Annotated in this window: 19 protein-coding genes; 14 read left to right on the top strand and 5 right to left on the bottom strand. The window is 68.5% G+C overall.

All coding sequences use genetic code 11. The features are described 5' to 3' along the window. Positions 1-53 precede the first annotated feature (53 nt). The gene (locus AOZ06_RS06465; RefSeq protein WP_054288585.1) at positions 54-1,010 is read right to left on the bottom strand and encodes a 4-hydroxy-3-methylbut-2-enyl diphosphate reductase; all 957 of its coding nucleotides are present in this window, start codon (positions 1,008-1,010) and stop codon (positions 54-56) included. Positions 1,011-1,089: 79 nt separating this feature from the next. Here AOZ06_RS06465 and AOZ06_RS06460 point away from each other — a divergent pair, with 79 nt between their 5' ends. From AOZ06_RS06460 to AOZ06_RS06435, 6 genes are all read left to right on the top strand, one after another. Then, on the top strand, positions 1,090-1,656 hold the full coding sequence (locus AOZ06_RS06460) for a lipid droplet-associated protein (protein WP_054296456.1): 567 nt from the start codon (positions 1,090-1,092) through the stop codon (positions 1,654-1,656). Further along, complete coding sequence (gene xseA / locus AOZ06_RS06455; protein ID WP_054288584.1) at positions 1,653-2,930, top strand: exodeoxyribonuclease VII large subunit; 1,278 nt, start codon at positions 1,653-1,655, stop codon at positions 2,928-2,930. Before AOZ06_RS06460 ends, xseA begins: the two co-directional genes overlap by 4 nt. Positions 2,931-2,952: 22 nt before the next feature. Next, entirely contained in the window at positions 2,953-3,300 is a 348-nt protein-coding gene (locus AOZ06_RS06450) for a sugar ABC transporter substrate-binding protein (protein WP_225953157.1), read from the top strand. Further along, the gene (locus tag AOZ06_RS06445) at positions 3,297-3,506 is read left to right on the top strand and encodes an exodeoxyribonuclease VII small subunit (protein WP_054288582.1); all 210 of its coding nucleotides are present in this window, start codon (positions 3,297-3,299) and stop codon (positions 3,504-3,506) included. The genes AOZ06_RS06450 and AOZ06_RS06445 overlap by 4 nt, the downstream gene beginning before the upstream one ends. A gap of 668 nt (positions 3,507-4,174) precedes the next feature. Next, positions 4,175-4,816, top strand: a complete 642-nt coding sequence (locus AOZ06_RS06440) for a hypothetical protein (protein WP_054288581.1) — start codon at positions 4,175-4,177, stop codon at positions 4,814-4,816. A 103-nt stretch (positions 4,817-4,919) separates the two neighbouring features. Continuing rightward, on the top strand, positions 4,920-5,567 hold the full coding sequence (locus AOZ06_RS06435; protein ID WP_054288580.1) for a hypothetical protein: 648 nt from the start codon (positions 4,920-4,922) through the stop codon (positions 5,565-5,567). A 53-nt stretch (positions 5,568-5,620) separates the two neighbouring features. Here AOZ06_RS06435 and AOZ06_RS06430 read toward each other — a convergent pair whose 3' ends face one another. Beyond that, positions 5,621-6,205: a DUF4245 domain-containing protein gene (locus AOZ06_RS06430; protein ID WP_157232871.1), complete on the bottom strand. Its 585-nt coding sequence runs from the start codon at positions 6,203-6,205 to the stop codon at positions 5,621-5,623. A 98-nt stretch (positions 6,206-6,303) separates the two neighbouring features. Here AOZ06_RS06430 and glpX point away from each other — a divergent pair, with 98 nt between their 5' ends. From glpX to AOZ06_RS06410, 4 genes are all read left to right on the top strand, one after another. Then, positions 6,304-7,356, top strand: coding sequence for a class II fructose-bisphosphatase (glpX, locus tag AOZ06_RS06425; RefSeq protein WP_054288578.1), 1,053 nt, complete (start codon positions 6,304-6,306; stop codon positions 7,354-7,356). Positions 7,357-7,464: 108 nt separating this feature from the next. Next, positions 7,465-8,175, top strand: coding sequence for a S1 family peptidase (locus tag AOZ06_RS06420; protein ID WP_054288577.1), 711 nt, complete (start codon positions 7,465-7,467; stop codon positions 8,173-8,175). Positions 8,176-8,271: 96 nt separating this feature from the next. Further along, positions 8,272-8,913: a L,D-transpeptidase gene (locus AOZ06_RS53000; RefSeq protein WP_063809977.1), complete on the top strand. Its 642-nt coding sequence runs from the start codon at positions 8,272-8,274 to the stop codon at positions 8,911-8,913. A gap of 72 nt (positions 8,914-8,985) precedes the next feature. Further along, positions 8,986-9,498 (top strand): L,D-transpeptidase, encoded by a 513-nt coding sequence (locus AOZ06_RS06410; protein ID WP_054288576.1) that lies wholly within the window; start codon positions 8,986-8,988, stop codon positions 9,496-9,498. Here AOZ06_RS06410 and AOZ06_RS06405 read toward each other — a convergent pair. After that, complete coding sequence (locus AOZ06_RS06405; RefSeq protein ID WP_054296454.1) at positions 9,495-9,914, bottom strand: PPOX class F420-dependent oxidoreductase; 420 nt, start codon at positions 9,912-9,914, stop codon at positions 9,495-9,497. The two genes, AOZ06_RS06410 and AOZ06_RS06405, sit on opposite strands and share 4 nt — an antisense overlap. 42 nt (positions 9,915-9,956) lie before the next feature. Between AOZ06_RS06405 and AOZ06_RS06400 the strand changes: the two genes are divergently transcribed. Continuing rightward, positions 9,957-10,415, top strand: a complete 459-nt coding sequence (locus tag AOZ06_RS06400) for a MarR family winged helix-turn-helix transcriptional regulator (protein WP_054288575.1) — start codon at positions 9,957-9,959, stop codon at positions 10,413-10,415. Positions 10,416-10,459: 44 nt separating this feature from the next. Here AOZ06_RS06400 and AOZ06_RS06395 read toward each other — a convergent pair whose 3' ends face one another. Then, complete coding sequence (locus tag AOZ06_RS06395) at positions 10,460-11,431, bottom strand: NAD(P)/FAD-dependent oxidoreductase (protein WP_417999940.1); 972 nt, start codon at positions 11,429-11,431, stop codon at positions 10,460-10,462. 78 nt (positions 11,432-11,509) lie between these two features. Between AOZ06_RS06395 and AOZ06_RS06390 the strand changes: the two genes are divergently transcribed. Both AOZ06_RS06390 and AOZ06_RS06385 read left to right on the top strand, forming a co-directional pair. After that, positions 11,510-12,910: a class II fumarate hydratase gene (locus AOZ06_RS06390; RefSeq protein WP_054288573.1), complete on the top strand. Its 1,401-nt coding sequence runs from the start codon at positions 11,510-11,512 to the stop codon at positions 12,908-12,910. Beyond that, positions 12,907-13,728, top strand: a complete 822-nt coding sequence (locus AOZ06_RS06385; protein ID WP_335338365.1) for an NAD(P)-dependent oxidoreductase — start codon at positions 12,907-12,909, stop codon at positions 13,726-13,728. Before AOZ06_RS06390 ends, AOZ06_RS06385 begins: the two co-directional genes overlap by 4 nt. On the opposite strand, the gene AOZ06_RS06380 is transcribed toward AOZ06_RS06385, so the two are convergent. Continuing rightward, positions 13,640-14,548 carry a DMT family transporter gene (locus tag AOZ06_RS06380; protein ID WP_063809976.1) on the bottom strand — a complete coding sequence of 303 codons (909 nt, stop codon included), beginning with the start codon at positions 14,546-14,548 and terminating at the stop codon, positions 13,640-13,642. The genes AOZ06_RS06385 and AOZ06_RS06380 overlap by 89 nt on opposite strands. A 47-nt stretch (positions 14,549-14,595) precedes the next feature. Between AOZ06_RS06380 and pdxR the strand changes: the two genes are divergently transcribed. Continuing rightward, positions 14,596-15,978, top strand: coding sequence for a MocR-like pyridoxine biosynthesis transcription factor PdxR (gene pdxR / locus AOZ06_RS06375; RefSeq protein WP_054288572.1), 1,383 nt, complete (start codon positions 14,596-14,598; stop codon positions 15,976-15,978). The last annotated feature ends 6 nt before the right edge of the window (positions 15,979-15,984 follow it).

Below are 15,984 nucleotides of genomic sequence, written 5' to 3'. Positions count from 1 at the left end.
AGGGGCTACCCGGCGATCCCCGGGTAGCCCTTTTTCGTGCGTGTCCGGCGTGCTCAGCCGGTCTTGAGGTCCTTGCGCAGTTCCCTCGGCAGCGAGAACGCGATCTTCTCGTTCGCCGTGGTGATCTCCTGGACGTCCAGGTAGTCGCGCTCGGCCAGGTACGCGAGCACGTCCATGACGAGGTTGTCCGGCACGGACGCACCGGAGGTCACGCCGACCGTCGACACACCGTCGAGCCATGACTCGTCGATCTGGTGGGCGTAGTCGATCAGGTGCGAGGCCTTGGCGCCCGCCAGCAACGCGACCTCGACGAGCCGCTTGGAGTTGGACGAGTTCTGCGAGCCGACCACGATCACCAGATCGCACTCCGGCGCCATCGTCTTCACCGCGAACTGCCGGTTGGACGTGGCGTAGCAGATGTCGTCGCTGGGCGGGTCCGACAGCATCGGGAAGCGTTCCTTGAGCTGGTCCACCCGCTGCATGGTCTCGTCGACCGACAGCGTGGTCTGCGACAGCCAGATCACCTTGCTCGGGTCGCGCACCTGCACCTTGGCCGCGTCGTCGGCCGTGTCGACCAGCTGGATGTGGTCGGGCGCCTCACCGGCGGTGCCCTCGACCTCCTCGTGGCCCTCGTGGCCGATCAGCAGGATGTCGTAGTCGTCCTTGGCGAACCGGACGGCTTCCTTGTGCACCTTGGTCACCAGCGGACAGGTGGCGTCGATCGTGCGCAGCCCGCGCTCCGCCGCCTCCTGGTGCACCTGCGGGGACACACCGTGCGCCGAGAACACCACGAGCGCGCCCTCGGGCACCTCGGACGTCTCGTCGACGAAGATCACGCCACGCTCGCGCAGCGTCTCCACCACGTGAACGTTGTGCACGATCTCCTTGCGCACGTACACCGGCGGTCCGTACTTTTCGAGCGCCTTCTCCACGGTCACCACTGCCCGGTCCACCCCCGCGCAGTAACCACGTGGCTTGGCCAGCAGTACCCGTTTGGTCGTATCGCTCATGCCTCCCAGGGTACGGCGACACCCGGAGTGACCTGGGTCCTAGTTGGGTTCTCGGGGTGATCTGCGGCAGGCTATGCGCATGACGCCTTTGCCGCTGCCGTTCCGGGTCGCCGCCGGTCTCGCCGCGACCGCCGTCGAGCGCGCGCGTGAGCTGCCGGAAAAACTCGTGGGACTGCCGGTAACCGTTGCCAGCCAAGCGATGCAGCTGTCGATGAGAGTGCAGCAGGAGATCACGGCGCTCGCCATCAGGGGCGATGAGGTGCTGGCGTCGTTGCGTCCGGTCGAGGAGACGCCCGAGTGGGCGACGTTCGACGAGGACGCCGACACGTATGACGTCAGCCGCCCGGCGGCAGCGCCGGACCCGGAGGCCAACGGCGCGGTCGTGCCCGACCCGTGGCAGATGGAGGAGTCGGCGATCGCCGAAGCCGACGCCGTCGACGAGCAGTCCCCGCCACCGGCCGGTGTCGCCAACTACGACGAGTTGTCGCTGCCTCAGCTGCGTGCGCGGCTGCGGACGTTCTCCGAGGCCGAACTCGAGGACCTGCTGCGCTACGAAGAGGCGAACGCGGCGCGGCCCTCGTTCATCGGCATGCTGACCCGCCGGATCGCGTCCGTCTCGGCGTCCTCGTCGCCCGAGCAGCAGTGACCGAACAGACAACAGCGGAGCAGCCGTGGCCGGTCCGCACGGTCGCCCGCAAGATCAACGAGTGGATCAGCAGGCTCGGCGCGGTGTGGGTGGAGGGCCAGGTCACGCAGCTGTCGCTGCGGCCGGGCAACCAGACCGCGTTCCTCACGTTGCGGGACCCCGCCGCCGACGTGTCCATGACCGTGACGTGCACCGGTCAGCTGCTGCGGGAGTTCCAGCCGCCGCTGACCGAAGGCGCGCGGGTGATCGTGCACGGCCGTCCGGCGTTCTTCATGAACCGCGGCACGCTGAGCCTCCGCGCGGACGAGATCAGGGCGGTGGGCATCGGGGAGTTGCTCGCCCGGATCGAGCGGCTGCGCAAGCTGCTGGGCGCGGAAGGGCTGTTCGAGCGGTCCCGCAAACGCAGGCTGCCGTTCCTGCCGCGCACGATCGGACTGATCACCGGCCGTGCGTCGGCGGCCGAACGCGACGTGCTCGTCAACGCCCGCGCCCGTTGGCCAGCGGTGCACTTCCGCGTGGAAAACGTTGCGGTGCAAGGAGTTCTCGCGGTCCCGCAGATCCTGGACGCACTGTCGGTGCTGGATCGGGACGAGCAAGTCGACGTCATCGTGATCGCCCGCGGCGGCGGCAGCGTGGAGGACCTGTTGCCGTTCTCCGACGAAACGCTGTGCCGGGCGGTGTACGCCTGCCGCACGCCGGTCGTCAGCGCGATCGGGCACGAACCGGACACCCCGCTGCTCGACCACGTCGCCGACCTGAGGTGCTCGACGCCGACCGACGCGGGCAAACGCGTCGTGCCGGACGTGGCGGAGGAGATCACCCGAATCCGCACGTTGCGCGATCGCGCCCGCCGGGCACTACACGGCTGGGTGGATCGTGAACGGAGACTGCTTGATCAACTGCGCAGCAGGCCGGTTCTCGCCGATCCGCTGAAACCGCTGGAAAGGCACGCTGAACAGGTGGAAGTGGCCCGCCAGCGGATCCGGCGGGAGATCATCTCGCTGGTCAAGGCCGAACAGGCCCGGATCGACGGGACCAAAGCCCGCTTGACGACCCTCGGCCCAGCCGCCACTCTGGCCCGGGGATACGCGGTTGTGCAATTCGTCACTCTGGATGAAAATCTCAGGGTTCTACGGTCGGTGACCGACGCGTCACCCGGTACCCACCTACGGGTACGGGTGGGAGACGGCGCCGTGCACGCGACCGTGACCGAGGAGCAGGGATCATCCGAGTCGGGGAGGGGAGGCAACGGTGACAATGCGACCGGCGATTAGGCCGGCCTTCCTCCCGTCGACGATGGCAGCGACAGCAACCACCGGCGCCGAAATGGTGCGCCTGAGCGCGGAACAAGCGGACGCGGCAGCGGCAGAGTGCTGGGCGGCGTTGCTGGGCGGCTGCGACTCACCGGGAAGAAGGCTGCTGCCGCAAAGACTCCGGCAACTCGCGGACGCGACAGCGATCTACGCGGGGACAGCCTGGTGGTACGGCGACGGAACCCGCCTGCGAACCCGGATAACCCAAGCCAGGGAAAGAATAGAAGACGCGGTGGCAGAGCGCGACGGAGCGGAGTTCGCCGAAGCCTTCATCGGCTACGACGAAGCAGTCGCGACAGCAGTGGCCCGCGTTGGGAGCATGATCAAGTGAGCGACGAACAACTCGGCTACGAGCAAGCCCGTGACGAACTCGCGGACGTGGTGGCGAAACTGGAAGCGGGCGGCCTGTCCCTGGAGGACTCACTCGCCCTGTGGGAACGCGGAGAAGCACTCGCGAAGATCTGCGACCGCCACCTCGCAGGCGCACGCGAACGCGTAGAGGCTGCCCTGGCCGCAGCCGACAAGGACACCAAGTAGAAACCCGTCAAACCAAAGGGACCACCGGTAAATCCAGTTGTCCACGATGTGCCGGTGACGCCCTTGACCAGCCTGCACCCTCGATGGACTGGACCAGGGTTGGCTTCTTTCCTGGCTTTCATCTCTCCATGCTGCAGTGCTGTCGGGGGCCGGGCCTCTGAGGTGTTGCTCGTTGTGGAGGCTGTGCCGCCCGGTTCGGTGGGTGCATCTTCGGCTTCTCGCGGTGGGTGTTCGACCAGGGCGTATGCGCGGAACAAGCCGTCCCTCGCCGGGGGCTGGCCTCTGGGCAGGAGCCCTGTGTTTGGTGTTCTTCCTGTCTTGCGCTCTGGATCCTTGGTGTGTTTTGGGGCGTGGGCGCTCCTGCCCTTAGGCCTTTTCTGCGCTTGCGCGCGGGCCGCACAAAGGCGAGTGAAGAGGCCAATCACCCCGCGTTATTTTCAACGGCACATGATTATCCGGGGTTGATAACCCGGGCGGGTTACCCCCAACTTGGCAACGCCAAGATGACATCCACAAGACTTTTCGAGAAACTCGCAGGCCAACGGCATTTTATGCACGGGGTGAAATCGGGCGAACACTGAGGGTTACACCACATCCCGCTGACCCGGCACACCGCCAGCCCTTAGCGTTCGGCCACGTTTTCCCCGACTTCGCCGCAAGGAGAAGAAATGTCTTCGCGCACCATTATCAAGCCTATTGCCGCGGTGGTTACCTCTGCCATTCTCGTCGCCGGGTTCGCTCCGACCGCCGTCGCGGCCGCTGAGGCCGACCGGGTTCACGCCACGATCAGCGCCCAGCAGGAGGACGCTGCCCAGCGGCTTCTGACCACCCTGCGCCAGGCCATCGCTCCCGAGCGGGTCGATGCGCTTGCCGCGCAGGTCACCGCCGCTGGTGACACCGCCCTCGCCGCGCAGTTGGCCGCGGTCAAGGACGCCGCTGGTCGCGTGTCCACTCAGGACATCGACTTGGTTGCCGCCGTCAAGGAGCTGCTCCGGTTCCTCCAGCCGGTTCTGGTTGCCGCCCTTCGCTACGGCGGCCCGATCGCCGCAGGCATCCTCGAGATCATCGGCTCCGGCCTCACCCTCATCCCCGAGGTCGGCGGCGCCATCAACGACCTCATCTTCAAGCCGATCGCCGCTCTCATCAAGGAGTGGGCGCCCAAGCTCGCGGACTTCATCGAGGGCATCGAGATCGAATCCCTCTCCGCGGACGAGGTCGCCGCACTGATCGCCGACCACCTGCACACGGTCGAGGGCCTTCCCGCCGAGGCCGCTTCCTTCCTCGGCAAGGGCCTCGCCGTCAACCTCTGACACACCGGCCGGATTTCACATCGGGGTGAAATCCGGTCGTTTTTCTTCGCGAGACTCCGGGCTTTTTCACCCGGTCATGATTTCCCGCCTGCAAGGAGAAACAATGCCCTCGCGTTCCGTTCTCAAGCCCATTGCCGTCGTGGTCACGTCAGCCGTTCTCGTTTCCGGTTTCGCTCCGGCTGCCCTCGCCGCCGGCGAGGCCGGCCAGGTGCGGGCCACGGTCACCGCTGAGCAGCAGGACGCCGCGTACAGCATGCTGAGCACCCTGCGTCAGTCCGTCTCCGCCGAGCAGGTGGACGTCCTGACCCGCAAGGCCGCCGAGGCCGGTGACACCGCTCTCGTCGCCCAGCTCGACGAGTCCAAGGCGCTGCTGACCCAGGTCTCCACCCGCGACATCGGCTTCGACCTCGTCGAGGCGTTCAAGGTGGCCTTCAAGATCCTCCAGCCGTTCGCGGTCGCGGCGCTGCGCTTCCTCGGCCCGGCCGCCGGTGGCCTGCTCGAGACCATCGGCCTCGGCCTCAGCGTCGTCCTGCCGCAGCTCGGCGACGCGCTGAACGACCTGATCCTCTGGCCGATCGCCCAACTCCTGCGCGAGGCCCTGCCCACCCTCGCCGACATCCTGGAGAGGATCAAGGTCGACAGCGCCGCACCGGAAGAGGCCGTGTCGCGGATCGCCGACCACCTCAAGAGCGTGGCGGGGTTGTCCGACACCGCCGCCGGTGCGCTGGGCAAGGCGTTGGCGAAGGTCTGACAGGCAACGTGACCGTGCGGCGGCTCGGTGCGTCCCGGGCCGCTTCACGGTGTTCAGGACTTGGCGATCGGCTTCGCCGTCTGGGCCGCCGTCGCCAGCGTGCGGAAGTCCTCGTCCGTCCCACTGCCGGTGATCAACAGCTGGACGCCGTCCAACGGGAGCACCCACGACGGTTCGTCGCCCTTGCCGCGGTGCTTGGCCCACGTCCTGCCCGCGACGTCGACCGAGCCTGTGCTGCTCGCCGACACACCGCCGCCCGCTTCCATCACCACGAGGTCCTCCACCGGCGCCTTCGACTGGCTCAGGCGCAGGTACTTCCCGCCCGGTGTGATCCAGCCGACTCGGACCGCGGTCGTCCTCGTCGCTCCTTGCCCGAGCGGGACCGTGTTCGACGAGTTGGCGCGCCAGTCCGCCGGTACGGCGGGCAGCCGGACGGGGAAGTCCACGCGCCGGGCCGCGCCGCTCAGCTCCTTCGACGCGTCCACGGTCGGGGCCGAGCTCGGGTCGACCGTCGGGCCGCTGGGACTGAACTCACACCCCTGCGTCAGCCACACGATCGATCCGATGATCGCGAGCAGTACCACGAGCGACAACACCATGTCGCGCGCGCTTGTTTTGAACCGGGATGGTGCGGACACCCCTTCATCGTCGCAGTCAGCGTCACACACTGTTTCCTCGGGCCCCGCCCGATCTGCGAGGATCGACAGGTCGCGACGACCAGACCAGGGAGCCGAAGATGACTTCAGCCGATGCCACGAGCAGGCGCGAATTGCCGGACCGCAACCTCGCACTCGAACTGGTCAGGGTCACCGAGGCGGCGGCCATGTCGGCTGGCCGCTGGGTGGGCCGCGGTGACAAGAACGGTGGCGACGGCGCCGCGGTCGACGCCATGCGCAAGCTGATCGGCACGGTCTCCATGCAGGGCGTGGTCGTCATCGGCGAGGGCGAGAAGGACGAAGCCCCGATGCTGTTCAACGGCGAGGAAGTCGGCGACGGCAACGGTCCGGCGTGCGACGTCGCCGTCGACCCGATCGACGGCACAACCCTGATGGCCAAAGGGATGCCGAACGCCATCGCGGTGCTCGCGGTCGCCGAGCGCGGCGCGATGTTCGACCCGTCCGCGGTGTTCTACATGGAGAAGATCGCCGTCGGCCCGGAGGCCGCCGACGTGATCGACCTCACCGCGCCGGTCGCCGAGAACATCAGGCGGGTCGCGAAAGCCAAGCACACCGACGTTTCCGACGTCACAGTGTGCATTTTGGACCGTCCACGGCACGAGCAGCTGGTCGCCGAGGTGCGGCGGGCCGGTGCGCGCATCCACTTCATCTCCGACGGCGACGTCGCGGGCGCGATCTCCGCCGCCCGGCCCAACACCGGTGTCGACATGCTGCTCGGGATCGGCGGCACGCCGGAGGGGATCATCGCGGCGTCCGCGTTGAAGTGCATGGGCGGCGCGATCCAGGCGCGGCTGTGGCCGCAGGACGACGCCGAACGGCAGAAGGCGATCGACGCCGGCCACGACCTCGACCGCGTGCTGGCCACCGACGACCTGGTCAGCGGCGACAACGTGTTCTTCTGTGCGACCGGGATCACCGACGGCGACCTGCTGCGCGGTGTGCACTACCGGTCCGGCGGCTGCACGACGCAGTCCATCGTGATGCGTTCGAAGTCCGGCACCGTGCGGATGATCGACGGTTTCCACCGGCTGACCAAGCTTCGGGAGTACTCGACGGTCGACTTCGACCCGAAGCACGCCGACGAGGACGAGACGCTCCCCCCGCTGCCGTAACGGCCGCTCGATGTGGTGAATCGGCGATGACGGACCGCGACCTGGGCCGCTGGTGAATCATTCGGCGGCCTGATCGCGGTCCGCGGCGGCGGCGCGTACCTTCGAACGGTGCTGCGCGCTCTGGTTCTCGGCTTGTCGACATTGGTCACGCCGATCGTCGGTGGGCAGGACGCCGACCAGCCGTACGTCTTCATGGCATCGATCCAGGACGTCGGCGGCGAGCACTTCTGCGGTGGTTCGCTGATCCGGCCGGACTGGGTGCTCACGGCGGCGCACTGCGTGCAGAACGACCCGCCTGCCGACATCAGGGCACGGACGGGCAGCAACGACCTGCTGCGCGGCGGTGAGGTGTCGGCGGTCGCGAAGATCGTCGTGCACCCGGGGTTCGACGGCGTGCGACCGGGCAACGACATCGCGCTGGTGAAGCTCGCGAAACCGGTCCAAGTGGCACCTGTGCCGATCGGCAGTGCGCCGGTCGGCGCGACGACCAGGTTGCTCGGCTGGGGCCAGCGGTGTCCGGTGCTCGGCGAGTGCGGCCCGTCCGCGAAGCTCCAGCAGCTCGACACCCGGCTGGTCGAGACGGGCAAGTGCCTCGGCATCGACGGGATGCTGGAGCTGTGCACGGACAGTCCCGGCGGCGTCGCGGGAGCGTGCCACGGGGACTCCGGCGGCCCGCAGATCGCCAAGGACGGCACGGGCTGGCGCCTTGTCGGCGTGACCAGCAGAGCGGGTGACGACAGCCAGTCCTGCGGCACCGGACCGTCCATATACACCAGTGCGAGCGCCTATGTGGACTGGATCGACAAGCAAATCACGTAACAGCACTGAGATCCGGTTGAGACCTTTCGTGCGCAACCCACAGGTAGGGCCAGTCGTCTTCTAAGGCATAGGAATCAACAGGCTGAGGGAGAGACCATGCGGGTACGCAAGCTGATTGTGGGGGCGGCCGTAGCCGCTGCGGCCGTGCTCAGCGCCTGTTCTTCGCCGCAGCCGGTGGACCTGACCGCGGGCCAGCAGGTCGTGCCTGTCACGAGCGGCGCCACCTCGGCGACGTCGACGCCGACCAGCAGCTCCGCGCCGACGTCATCGTCCGCGCCGGCCTCGTCGCAGACGCCGACGACCCCGAAGACCACGACGCCGAAGCCGACGACGAGCAAGACCACCCCCAAGCCGACGACGCCGAAGCCCCAGCCGACGCAGTCCGCCGAGGCGCCGTGCAGCACGGCGGCGAAGGCGTGCATCAAGCTGTCGACCAACCAGTCGTGGCTGATGGACAACGGCAAGGTCGTCTACGGCCCGGTGCCGATCACACACGGCCGCAAGGGCTACGCGACGCCGCCCGGCTCGTTCCGGGTGCAGTTCAAGAACAAGAACCACAAGAGCAGCATCTTCAACAACGCGCCGATGCCGTGGTCGGTGTTCTTCAACGGCGGGATCGCCTTCCACCAGGGCAGCCTGCGGGAGAAGTCGCACGGCTGCATCCACCTGTCGCCTGCCGCCGCGCAGAAGTTCTTCGGCTCGCTCGCCGTCGGTGACGTGGTCGAGGTCGTCAGGTAGATCCGTTTCTTGCAACCGGCCTTCCCTCTGGGGCGTGAGTAACACTGCACGCGTCAGAGGGAAGGTTTTTTCATGCGCCTGGCCTTGGTTCTCCCAGCGGCTGCCCTGCTGGTCACCGCCTGTTCCGGCGGGACACAGCAGGCTGTGCAGGTCCCGCCGCCGAGCACGTCGACAACGACGACGGCACCGACGACCAGTTCACCGTCACCCGAGCCGCAGCCGGTCGTCGTCCCGGCGCCGCCGTGCACAGCGCAGGTACGGGCATGCGTGAGCTTGTCGCAGAACCTGGCGTGGCTGATGAAGGACGGCGTGGCCGAGTACGGGCCGGTGCCCGTCACGCACGGCCGTCCAGGCCACGAGACGCCTGTGGGGACGTTCAAGGTGGCGTGGAAGGACGCCGTGCACACGTCCAGCATCTACGGCCTGCCGATGCCGCATTCGGTGTTCTTCGCGCCGGGTGGGATCGCGTTCCACGAGGGCCCGCTGACCGAGCCGTCGCACGGGTGTGTGCACTTGGCGCCGGACGTGGCCAAGGTCTTCTTCGACGCGCTGGCGGTCAAAGCGGGCGTTGAGGTCGTCGCTTAGTCCATGGCCAGGCCGTAGACGCGGTCCACGGGGATGCGCACGACGCGCCGGCCGTCGGCGACCATGGCGGCGCGGTACTCGTCCCAGTCCGGGTGCTCCCCCGCGATGGACCGGTACAGCTCGACGAGTTCGTCAACGGCGTCGTCGTCCGGGGCTTTCGCGACATCGGACAGGGTCGCGGTGCCCTCCGCCACGGCGTACCGGCCGAACGTGTCGTTGGTGACGTAGAAGCTCGCCCGCGGGTCGCGCAGGAGGTTCTTGGTCTTCGCGCGGCCGTCGGTGACCGAGATGCGGATGGTGCCGTCAGCGAACCTGTAGGTGACGTTCGACAGCTGCGGCCGCCCGTCCCGTTTGAGCGTCACGAGCACGCCTTTCGTGCTCGTGGCAACAAGATCCCTCAGCTTTTCGTCCATCATCGCAATGTACATGACATGTCAACAAACGCTACAGTGTCCGGTATGGTGCAACCGCGTTGGCTCGACGAGACCGAGGACCGCGCCTGGCGCGGTTACCGGCAGATGTTCCTGCTGCTCAACGCGCAGGTGAACCGCGACATGGCGCACGAATCAGGCCTGTCGGAACCGGACTACGACGTGCTGTCGACGTTGGCGGAGTCGAAGAACCACCGCTACCGGCTCAAGAAGCTGGCCGAACGCATGATGTGGTCGCAAAGCAGGCTCTCGCACCACGTGACGCGCATGCAGCAACGCGGCCTGGTCACCCGCGAGGAATGCGCCGACGACGCCCGCGGGGCGACGATCGTGCTCACCAAAGCGGGCCGCAAAGCCATCGAGGCCGCGGCCCCGCTGCACGTGGAGTCGGTCCGCAGGCACTTCTTCGACCACTTGACCCGCGAACAGGTCGAGGTACTCGGTGACGCGACTCACGCCGTCGTGAAGGCCCTGACCAGCTCGTGAGTGTTTGCGCCGGTTAGAACCGGCGCAAACACTCACGAGGTCTTTCAGCCCTCGTTGCTGGAGTGACCGGGGAACAGGTGCGCCTCCGGGTTCAATGCCACCGCGATGTTGTTCACGGCAGTGGCCGCCTCGCCGAAACCGGTCGCGATGAGCTTGACCTTGCCCGGGTAGTTCGCCACGTCACCGGCGGCGTAAACCCGGTCGATGGCCGTTCTGCCCGTGCTGTCCACGTCGATCGCGCGGTGGCTCAGTTTCAGGCCCCACGACTCGATCGGGCCCAGGTCGGCCGTGAAACCCAGCGCCGCGACCACGACGTCCGCCTGGTGAACCGCCGGTGGCTGGCCCTTGACCGTGATCTCGACCTCGCGCACGGTCGGTTCGCCGCGCAGCACCGTGACCTCGGCGTCCGTGATGATCGGCACGCCGAGGGCCTCGACCTGGCGGACTGTGGGCGGGTGCGCGCGGAACTTGGCTCTGCGGTGCACCAGTTTCACGCTCGCCGCGATCGGGTGCAGGGCCAGCGCCCAGTCGAACGCCGAGTCGCCGCCGCCGACGACGACCACGTGTTTGTCGCGGTAGACGTCCAGTTCCGGCACGAAGTGCACCATTCCCCGGCCCAGCCAGCCGTCGCCGGCGGGCAGCGGCCGGGGCGTGAACTCGCCGATCCCCGCCGTGATCAGCACCGCGCCCGCGCGAACCACGCCGCCGTCGCCGAGGCCTACCTCGTAGCCGCCGCCGTCCACCGGTGTCAGGGTGCTTGCCTTGCGCCCCAACAGGTATGTCGGCTTCCACTGCGCCGCCTGCTCGACCAGTGCCGCTACCAGGTCACGGCCGCGCACCGCCGGGAACCCGGCCACGTCGAAGATCTGCTTCTCCGGGTACATCGCGGTCACCTGACCGCCCGGTTCCGGCAGGGAATCCACGATCGCGGTGGACAGGTCTCGGAAACCCGCGTAATAGGCGGCGAACAGGCCGGTCGGTCCGGCCCCGATGATCAACAAATCGACGTCTGTCAACAGACACCCCCGTGGTGGTGGGAACGATCACGAGCCTACGACGAGCACAACCCGGCGAATAGGGTGAACACTCTGGGTATGGCAGAACGTGAGTACCGCATCGAGCACGACACCATGGGTGAGGTCCGTGTCCCGGCCGACGCGCTGTGGCGGGCGCAGACGCAGCGAGCCGTGGAGAACTTCCCGATCTCCGGCCGCGGCCTCGAGCGGGCCCAGATCAGGGCGCTCGGCCTGCTCAAGGGCGCGGCGGCGCGGGTGAACAAGCAGCTCGGTGTGCTGGACGCGGCCACGGCGGACGCGATCGCGCAGGCCGCCGGCGAGGTCGCCGACGGCAAGCACGACGAGCACTTCCCGATCGACGTGTTCCAGACCGGCTCGGGCACCTCGTCGAACATGAACGCCAACGAGGTCATCGCCACCCTGGCCAGCCGTGCGCTCGGCAGCGACGTGCACCCGAACGACCACGTCAACGCGTCGCAGTCGTCCAACGACACCTTCCCGACCACGATCCGCGTCGCGGCCACCGAGGCGGTCGCGCAGGACGTCATCCCCGCACTTGAGCACTTGGCAACGTCGCTGGAGAACCGGGCGCGGGATTGGGCGGATGTCGTCAAGTCCGGGCGTACGCACCTGATGGACGCGGTGCCCATCACGCTCGGCCAGGAGGCGGGCGCGTGGGCCGCGCAGGTCCGGTACGGCGTCGAGCGGCTCCAGGCGTCCCTGCCCCGGCTGGCCGAGCTGCCGATCGGCGGCACGGCGGTGGGCAGCGGCCTGAACGCGCCGGAGAACTTCGGCGGCCTGGTTTCCGCCGAACTGGCCGAGGCGACCGGCCTTCCGCTCACCGAGGCGCGTGACCACTTCGAGGCGCAGGCGACGCAGGACGGTGTCGTGGAGACGTCCGGGCAGCTGCGGACGGTCGCGGTGTCGCTGTTCAAGATCGCCAATGACCTGCGCTGGCTGGGGTCCGGACCGCGGACCGGCCTGGCCGAGCTGCGGCTGCCGGATCTGCAGCCCGGGTCGTCGATCATGCCGGGCAAGGTCAACCCGGTGATCTCCGAGGCCACGATGATGGTGGTCGCGCAGGTGATCGGCAACGACGCGGCGGTGGCGTTCGCGGGCAGCCAGGGCAACTTCCAGCTCAACGTGATGCTGCCGGTGATCGCGCGCAACGTGCTGGAGTCCGCGCGGCTGATCGCCGCGGTGTCCAGGCTGCTGGCCGGCAAGGTCCTCGACGGGACCGAGGTGGACACCGAGCGGACCAGTGAGTACGCCGAGTCCTCACCGTCCATTGTGACCCCGTTGAACCGCTACATCGGTTACGAGGAAGCGGCTTCGATCGCCAAGCAGTCGCTCAAGGAGCGCAAGACCATCCGCGAGGTGGTCATCGAGCGCGGTCACGTCGAATCCGGCAAGCTGACTGTCGAGCAGCTCGACGAGGCACTGGACGTGCTGCGCATGGCACGCGGAGGGAACAAGTGATCGCTCTACTGGGCACCGGCATCATGGGTGCCGGGATGGCCCGCAACATCGCGAAAGCCGGTCTGCCGCTGCGGGTGTGGAACCGTTCCCGCGACAAGGCCGAGGCGCTGGCTGACATCGCGACGGTCGCCGGCACGCCCGCCGAGGCGGTCGCGGGCGCGGACGTCGTCGTCACGATGCTGTTCGACGCGGACGCCGTCGATTCGGTGGTCAAGGACATCCCGTCGGACGCGGTGTGGCTGCAGATGGGCACCATCGGCGTGGACGCCACGCTCCGCCTGGCCGAGCAGAACGGCACCTACGTGGACGCGCCGGTGCTCGGCACCAAGCAGCCCGCGGAGAACGGCACGCTGCTCGTGCTCGCCTCCGGGCCCGAGTCGGCGAAAGCCAAGGCGCAGCCGGTTTTCGACGCCGTCGGGCAGCGGACTGTGCGGGTTTCGGACAAGCCGGGCGACGCCACCCGCCTCAAGCTGGTGCTCAACTCGTGGATCCTGGCGATCGTCGCGGGGACGGGCCAGGCCATCACGTTCGCCGAAAGCCTCGGCCTGGACCCGCGACTGTTCCTCGACGGCATCGCCGGTGCCGCGTCCGACTCGCCGTACGCCCAGCTCAAGGGCGAGGCGACGATCGCGGGCGACTTCACGCCCGCGTTCACGCTGGAAGGCGCGGTCAAGGACGCCGGCCTGATCGCCGAGGCGATGCGGCAGGTCGGCGTGGACCCCGCGGTCGTCACGGCGATCCGGTCGGTGCTGGCTCGGGCGTCGGAGCGGGGTCACGGCGGCGCCGACATGTCCGCGATCTATCACGGTTTCCGCTGAGTCCGGCCGCGCATCCCAGCGCGACGACGAGGGCTCCGAACAGCGCGGTGATCGTCAGCGGTTGCGCGCCGACGATCACCGCGACCCCCAGTCCGGACAGCGGCATCAGGCCGATCAGCACCCCGACGCGATCCGCGCCGAGCGCCGACACGCCCCGGTACCAGAAGACGAAGCCGACCGCTGTCACCAGGACACCCAGGAGCACCAACGCCAACGCTTGCTGCCAGGTCGGCAACGCCCATTCGCCTCGCCACGTCGTGAACACCGATCCGCCCACCGCGGCGCCGACACACGCCCACGTCGAAGCGGCGGCCGGGCCGATCCGGCGCACCACACCGACTCCGGCCAGCGTGAACGACGCTTCCCCGGCCAGCACGAGCAACGACAGCACCAGGCCGGGCCCGTGCCACGAACCGCCGCCGGTCAGCACGACGACCCCGGTCACGACCAGCAGTGCTCCGACGACCGTACGGGGATTCGGCATCTTCCCGGCCATGGCGGGCGCGATGACGGCCAGCACGAGCGGGCTCGCGCCGAGGACGGCAGCGACGAAGCCGGGCGTGGCGTACCGCTGCGCCACCAGGATCCCGGCGTTGAAGCCGAGCATCCCCGCGCCGACCATGCCGATCAGGCCGGGCGTGTCCCGCCACGACGGCATCTTCAGCCGTCCCCTGAGCCACAGCAGCAGCGTGAGCGCGCCCACCGCGTAACGGATCGCCTGCCCAGCCAGGATCGGGTAGCCGTCGAGCATGCCCGTGACCGGTACCGAGGCGCCCACCAGCACACACGCCACCCCGGCCGCCACCATCGCCTTGTTCACGGAAAAGATCGTGTCGGAGATGTGGTCTAGCTTTAAGCTCCACTTCCATGGCCGCGAACTGGACCACTTTGCGCGAGCTCCTGCTGCCCGACGGCCCCAAGCGCGGCCGGGCGATCGAGTCCTCGCTGCGGGACGCGATCAGGGACGGGCGCCTGCAGCCCGGCGCCCGGCTGCCGTCGAGCCGTGACCTGGCCGGGCAGCTCGGTGTCGCGCGCGGAACGATCACGGCCGCGTACACCCAGCTCGTCGCGGAGGGATATCTGCTGGCCAAGCACGGCTCCGGCACGACGGTCGCGACCGTCGGCGCTGTCGAGACGTGTGACGCGCTGGAGAAGAACCGGCAGTGGCGGCTGGATCTGCGTACGGGCGTGCCCGCGTTGTCGGCTTTTCCGCGTGCCGAGTGGATCGCGGCGCAACGGGCCGCGCTCGCGGATTTGCCCGACGAGGACCTCGACTACCCCGACCCGGCCGGTTTCGCGCCGCTGCGCACCGAACTGGCGAGCTATCTGGGCCGGGTGCGGGCGGTTTCGGTGACAGCGGACCAGATCGTGATCACCAACGGCGCCGCCGACGGGCTGCGGCTGGTCTGCGAGCAGCTGCGGATGACCGGGCACACGAAGGTCGCACTGGAGGACCCGTGCCATCCCGGCGAGCGGGAACTCGTTTCGGCGCACGGACTCGAGCCGGTCGCGGTGCCTGCCGACTGCGACGGCCTGCGCGTGTCGGAGCTGGCGAAAACGGACTGCCGTGCTGTGCTTGTCACGGCGGCACACCAGTTTCCGCTGGGGACCGTGCTGCATCCGGAGCGCCGCAGGGCTTTGCTCGCGTGGGCCCGCGACGTCGACGGTTACATCATCGAGGACGACTACGACGCCGAGCACCGCTACGACCGGCCCGCGCTCGGTGCCATGCAAGCGCTTGACCCGTCGCGGGTGATCTACGAGGGCAGTGTCAGCAAAGTGCTGGCGCCCGCGCTGCGGCTGGGCTGGGCCGTGATCCCCGATCGGTTACGCGCCAACGTCATCGCCCGCAAGCGGATCACCGACATGGGCTGCGCGACCTTGCCACAGGCGGCTTTCGCGTTGATGCTGCGGTCCGGCGGGTACGACCGGCACCTGCGGCGGACCCGAGCGCTGTACCGGCGGCGGCGTGACGCGCTCCTGGAAGCGTTGGCGCGCAGGCTCCCCGACTGGCGGCCGATCGGTATCGCGGCCGGGCTGCACCTGGTCGTCCGGCTGCCGGACGGGGTCGACGACCGCCTGCTGGCACAGGCGCTCGCCGCCCGCGGCGTGAACGCGCGAGCACTTGCCGACTACTCGGCACAACCAACCTTCCCCGGCCTCGTGGTCGGTTACGCGACGCTCACACCCGACCGCCTCCGCGCCGCTGTCGACGAGTTCGCGGAGGCGGTGAGAATGAACCCTTCATGAGCAGGG

Source organism: Kibdelosporangium phytohabitans, from assembly GCF_001302585.1.
Classification (GTDB): Bacteria; Actinomycetota; Actinomycetes; order Mycobacteriales; family Pseudonocardiaceae; genus Kibdelosporangium; species Kibdelosporangium phytohabitans.
Note: the sequence above shows the minus strand (reverse complement) of the source record. Positions and strands in the feature narration are given on the sequence as shown.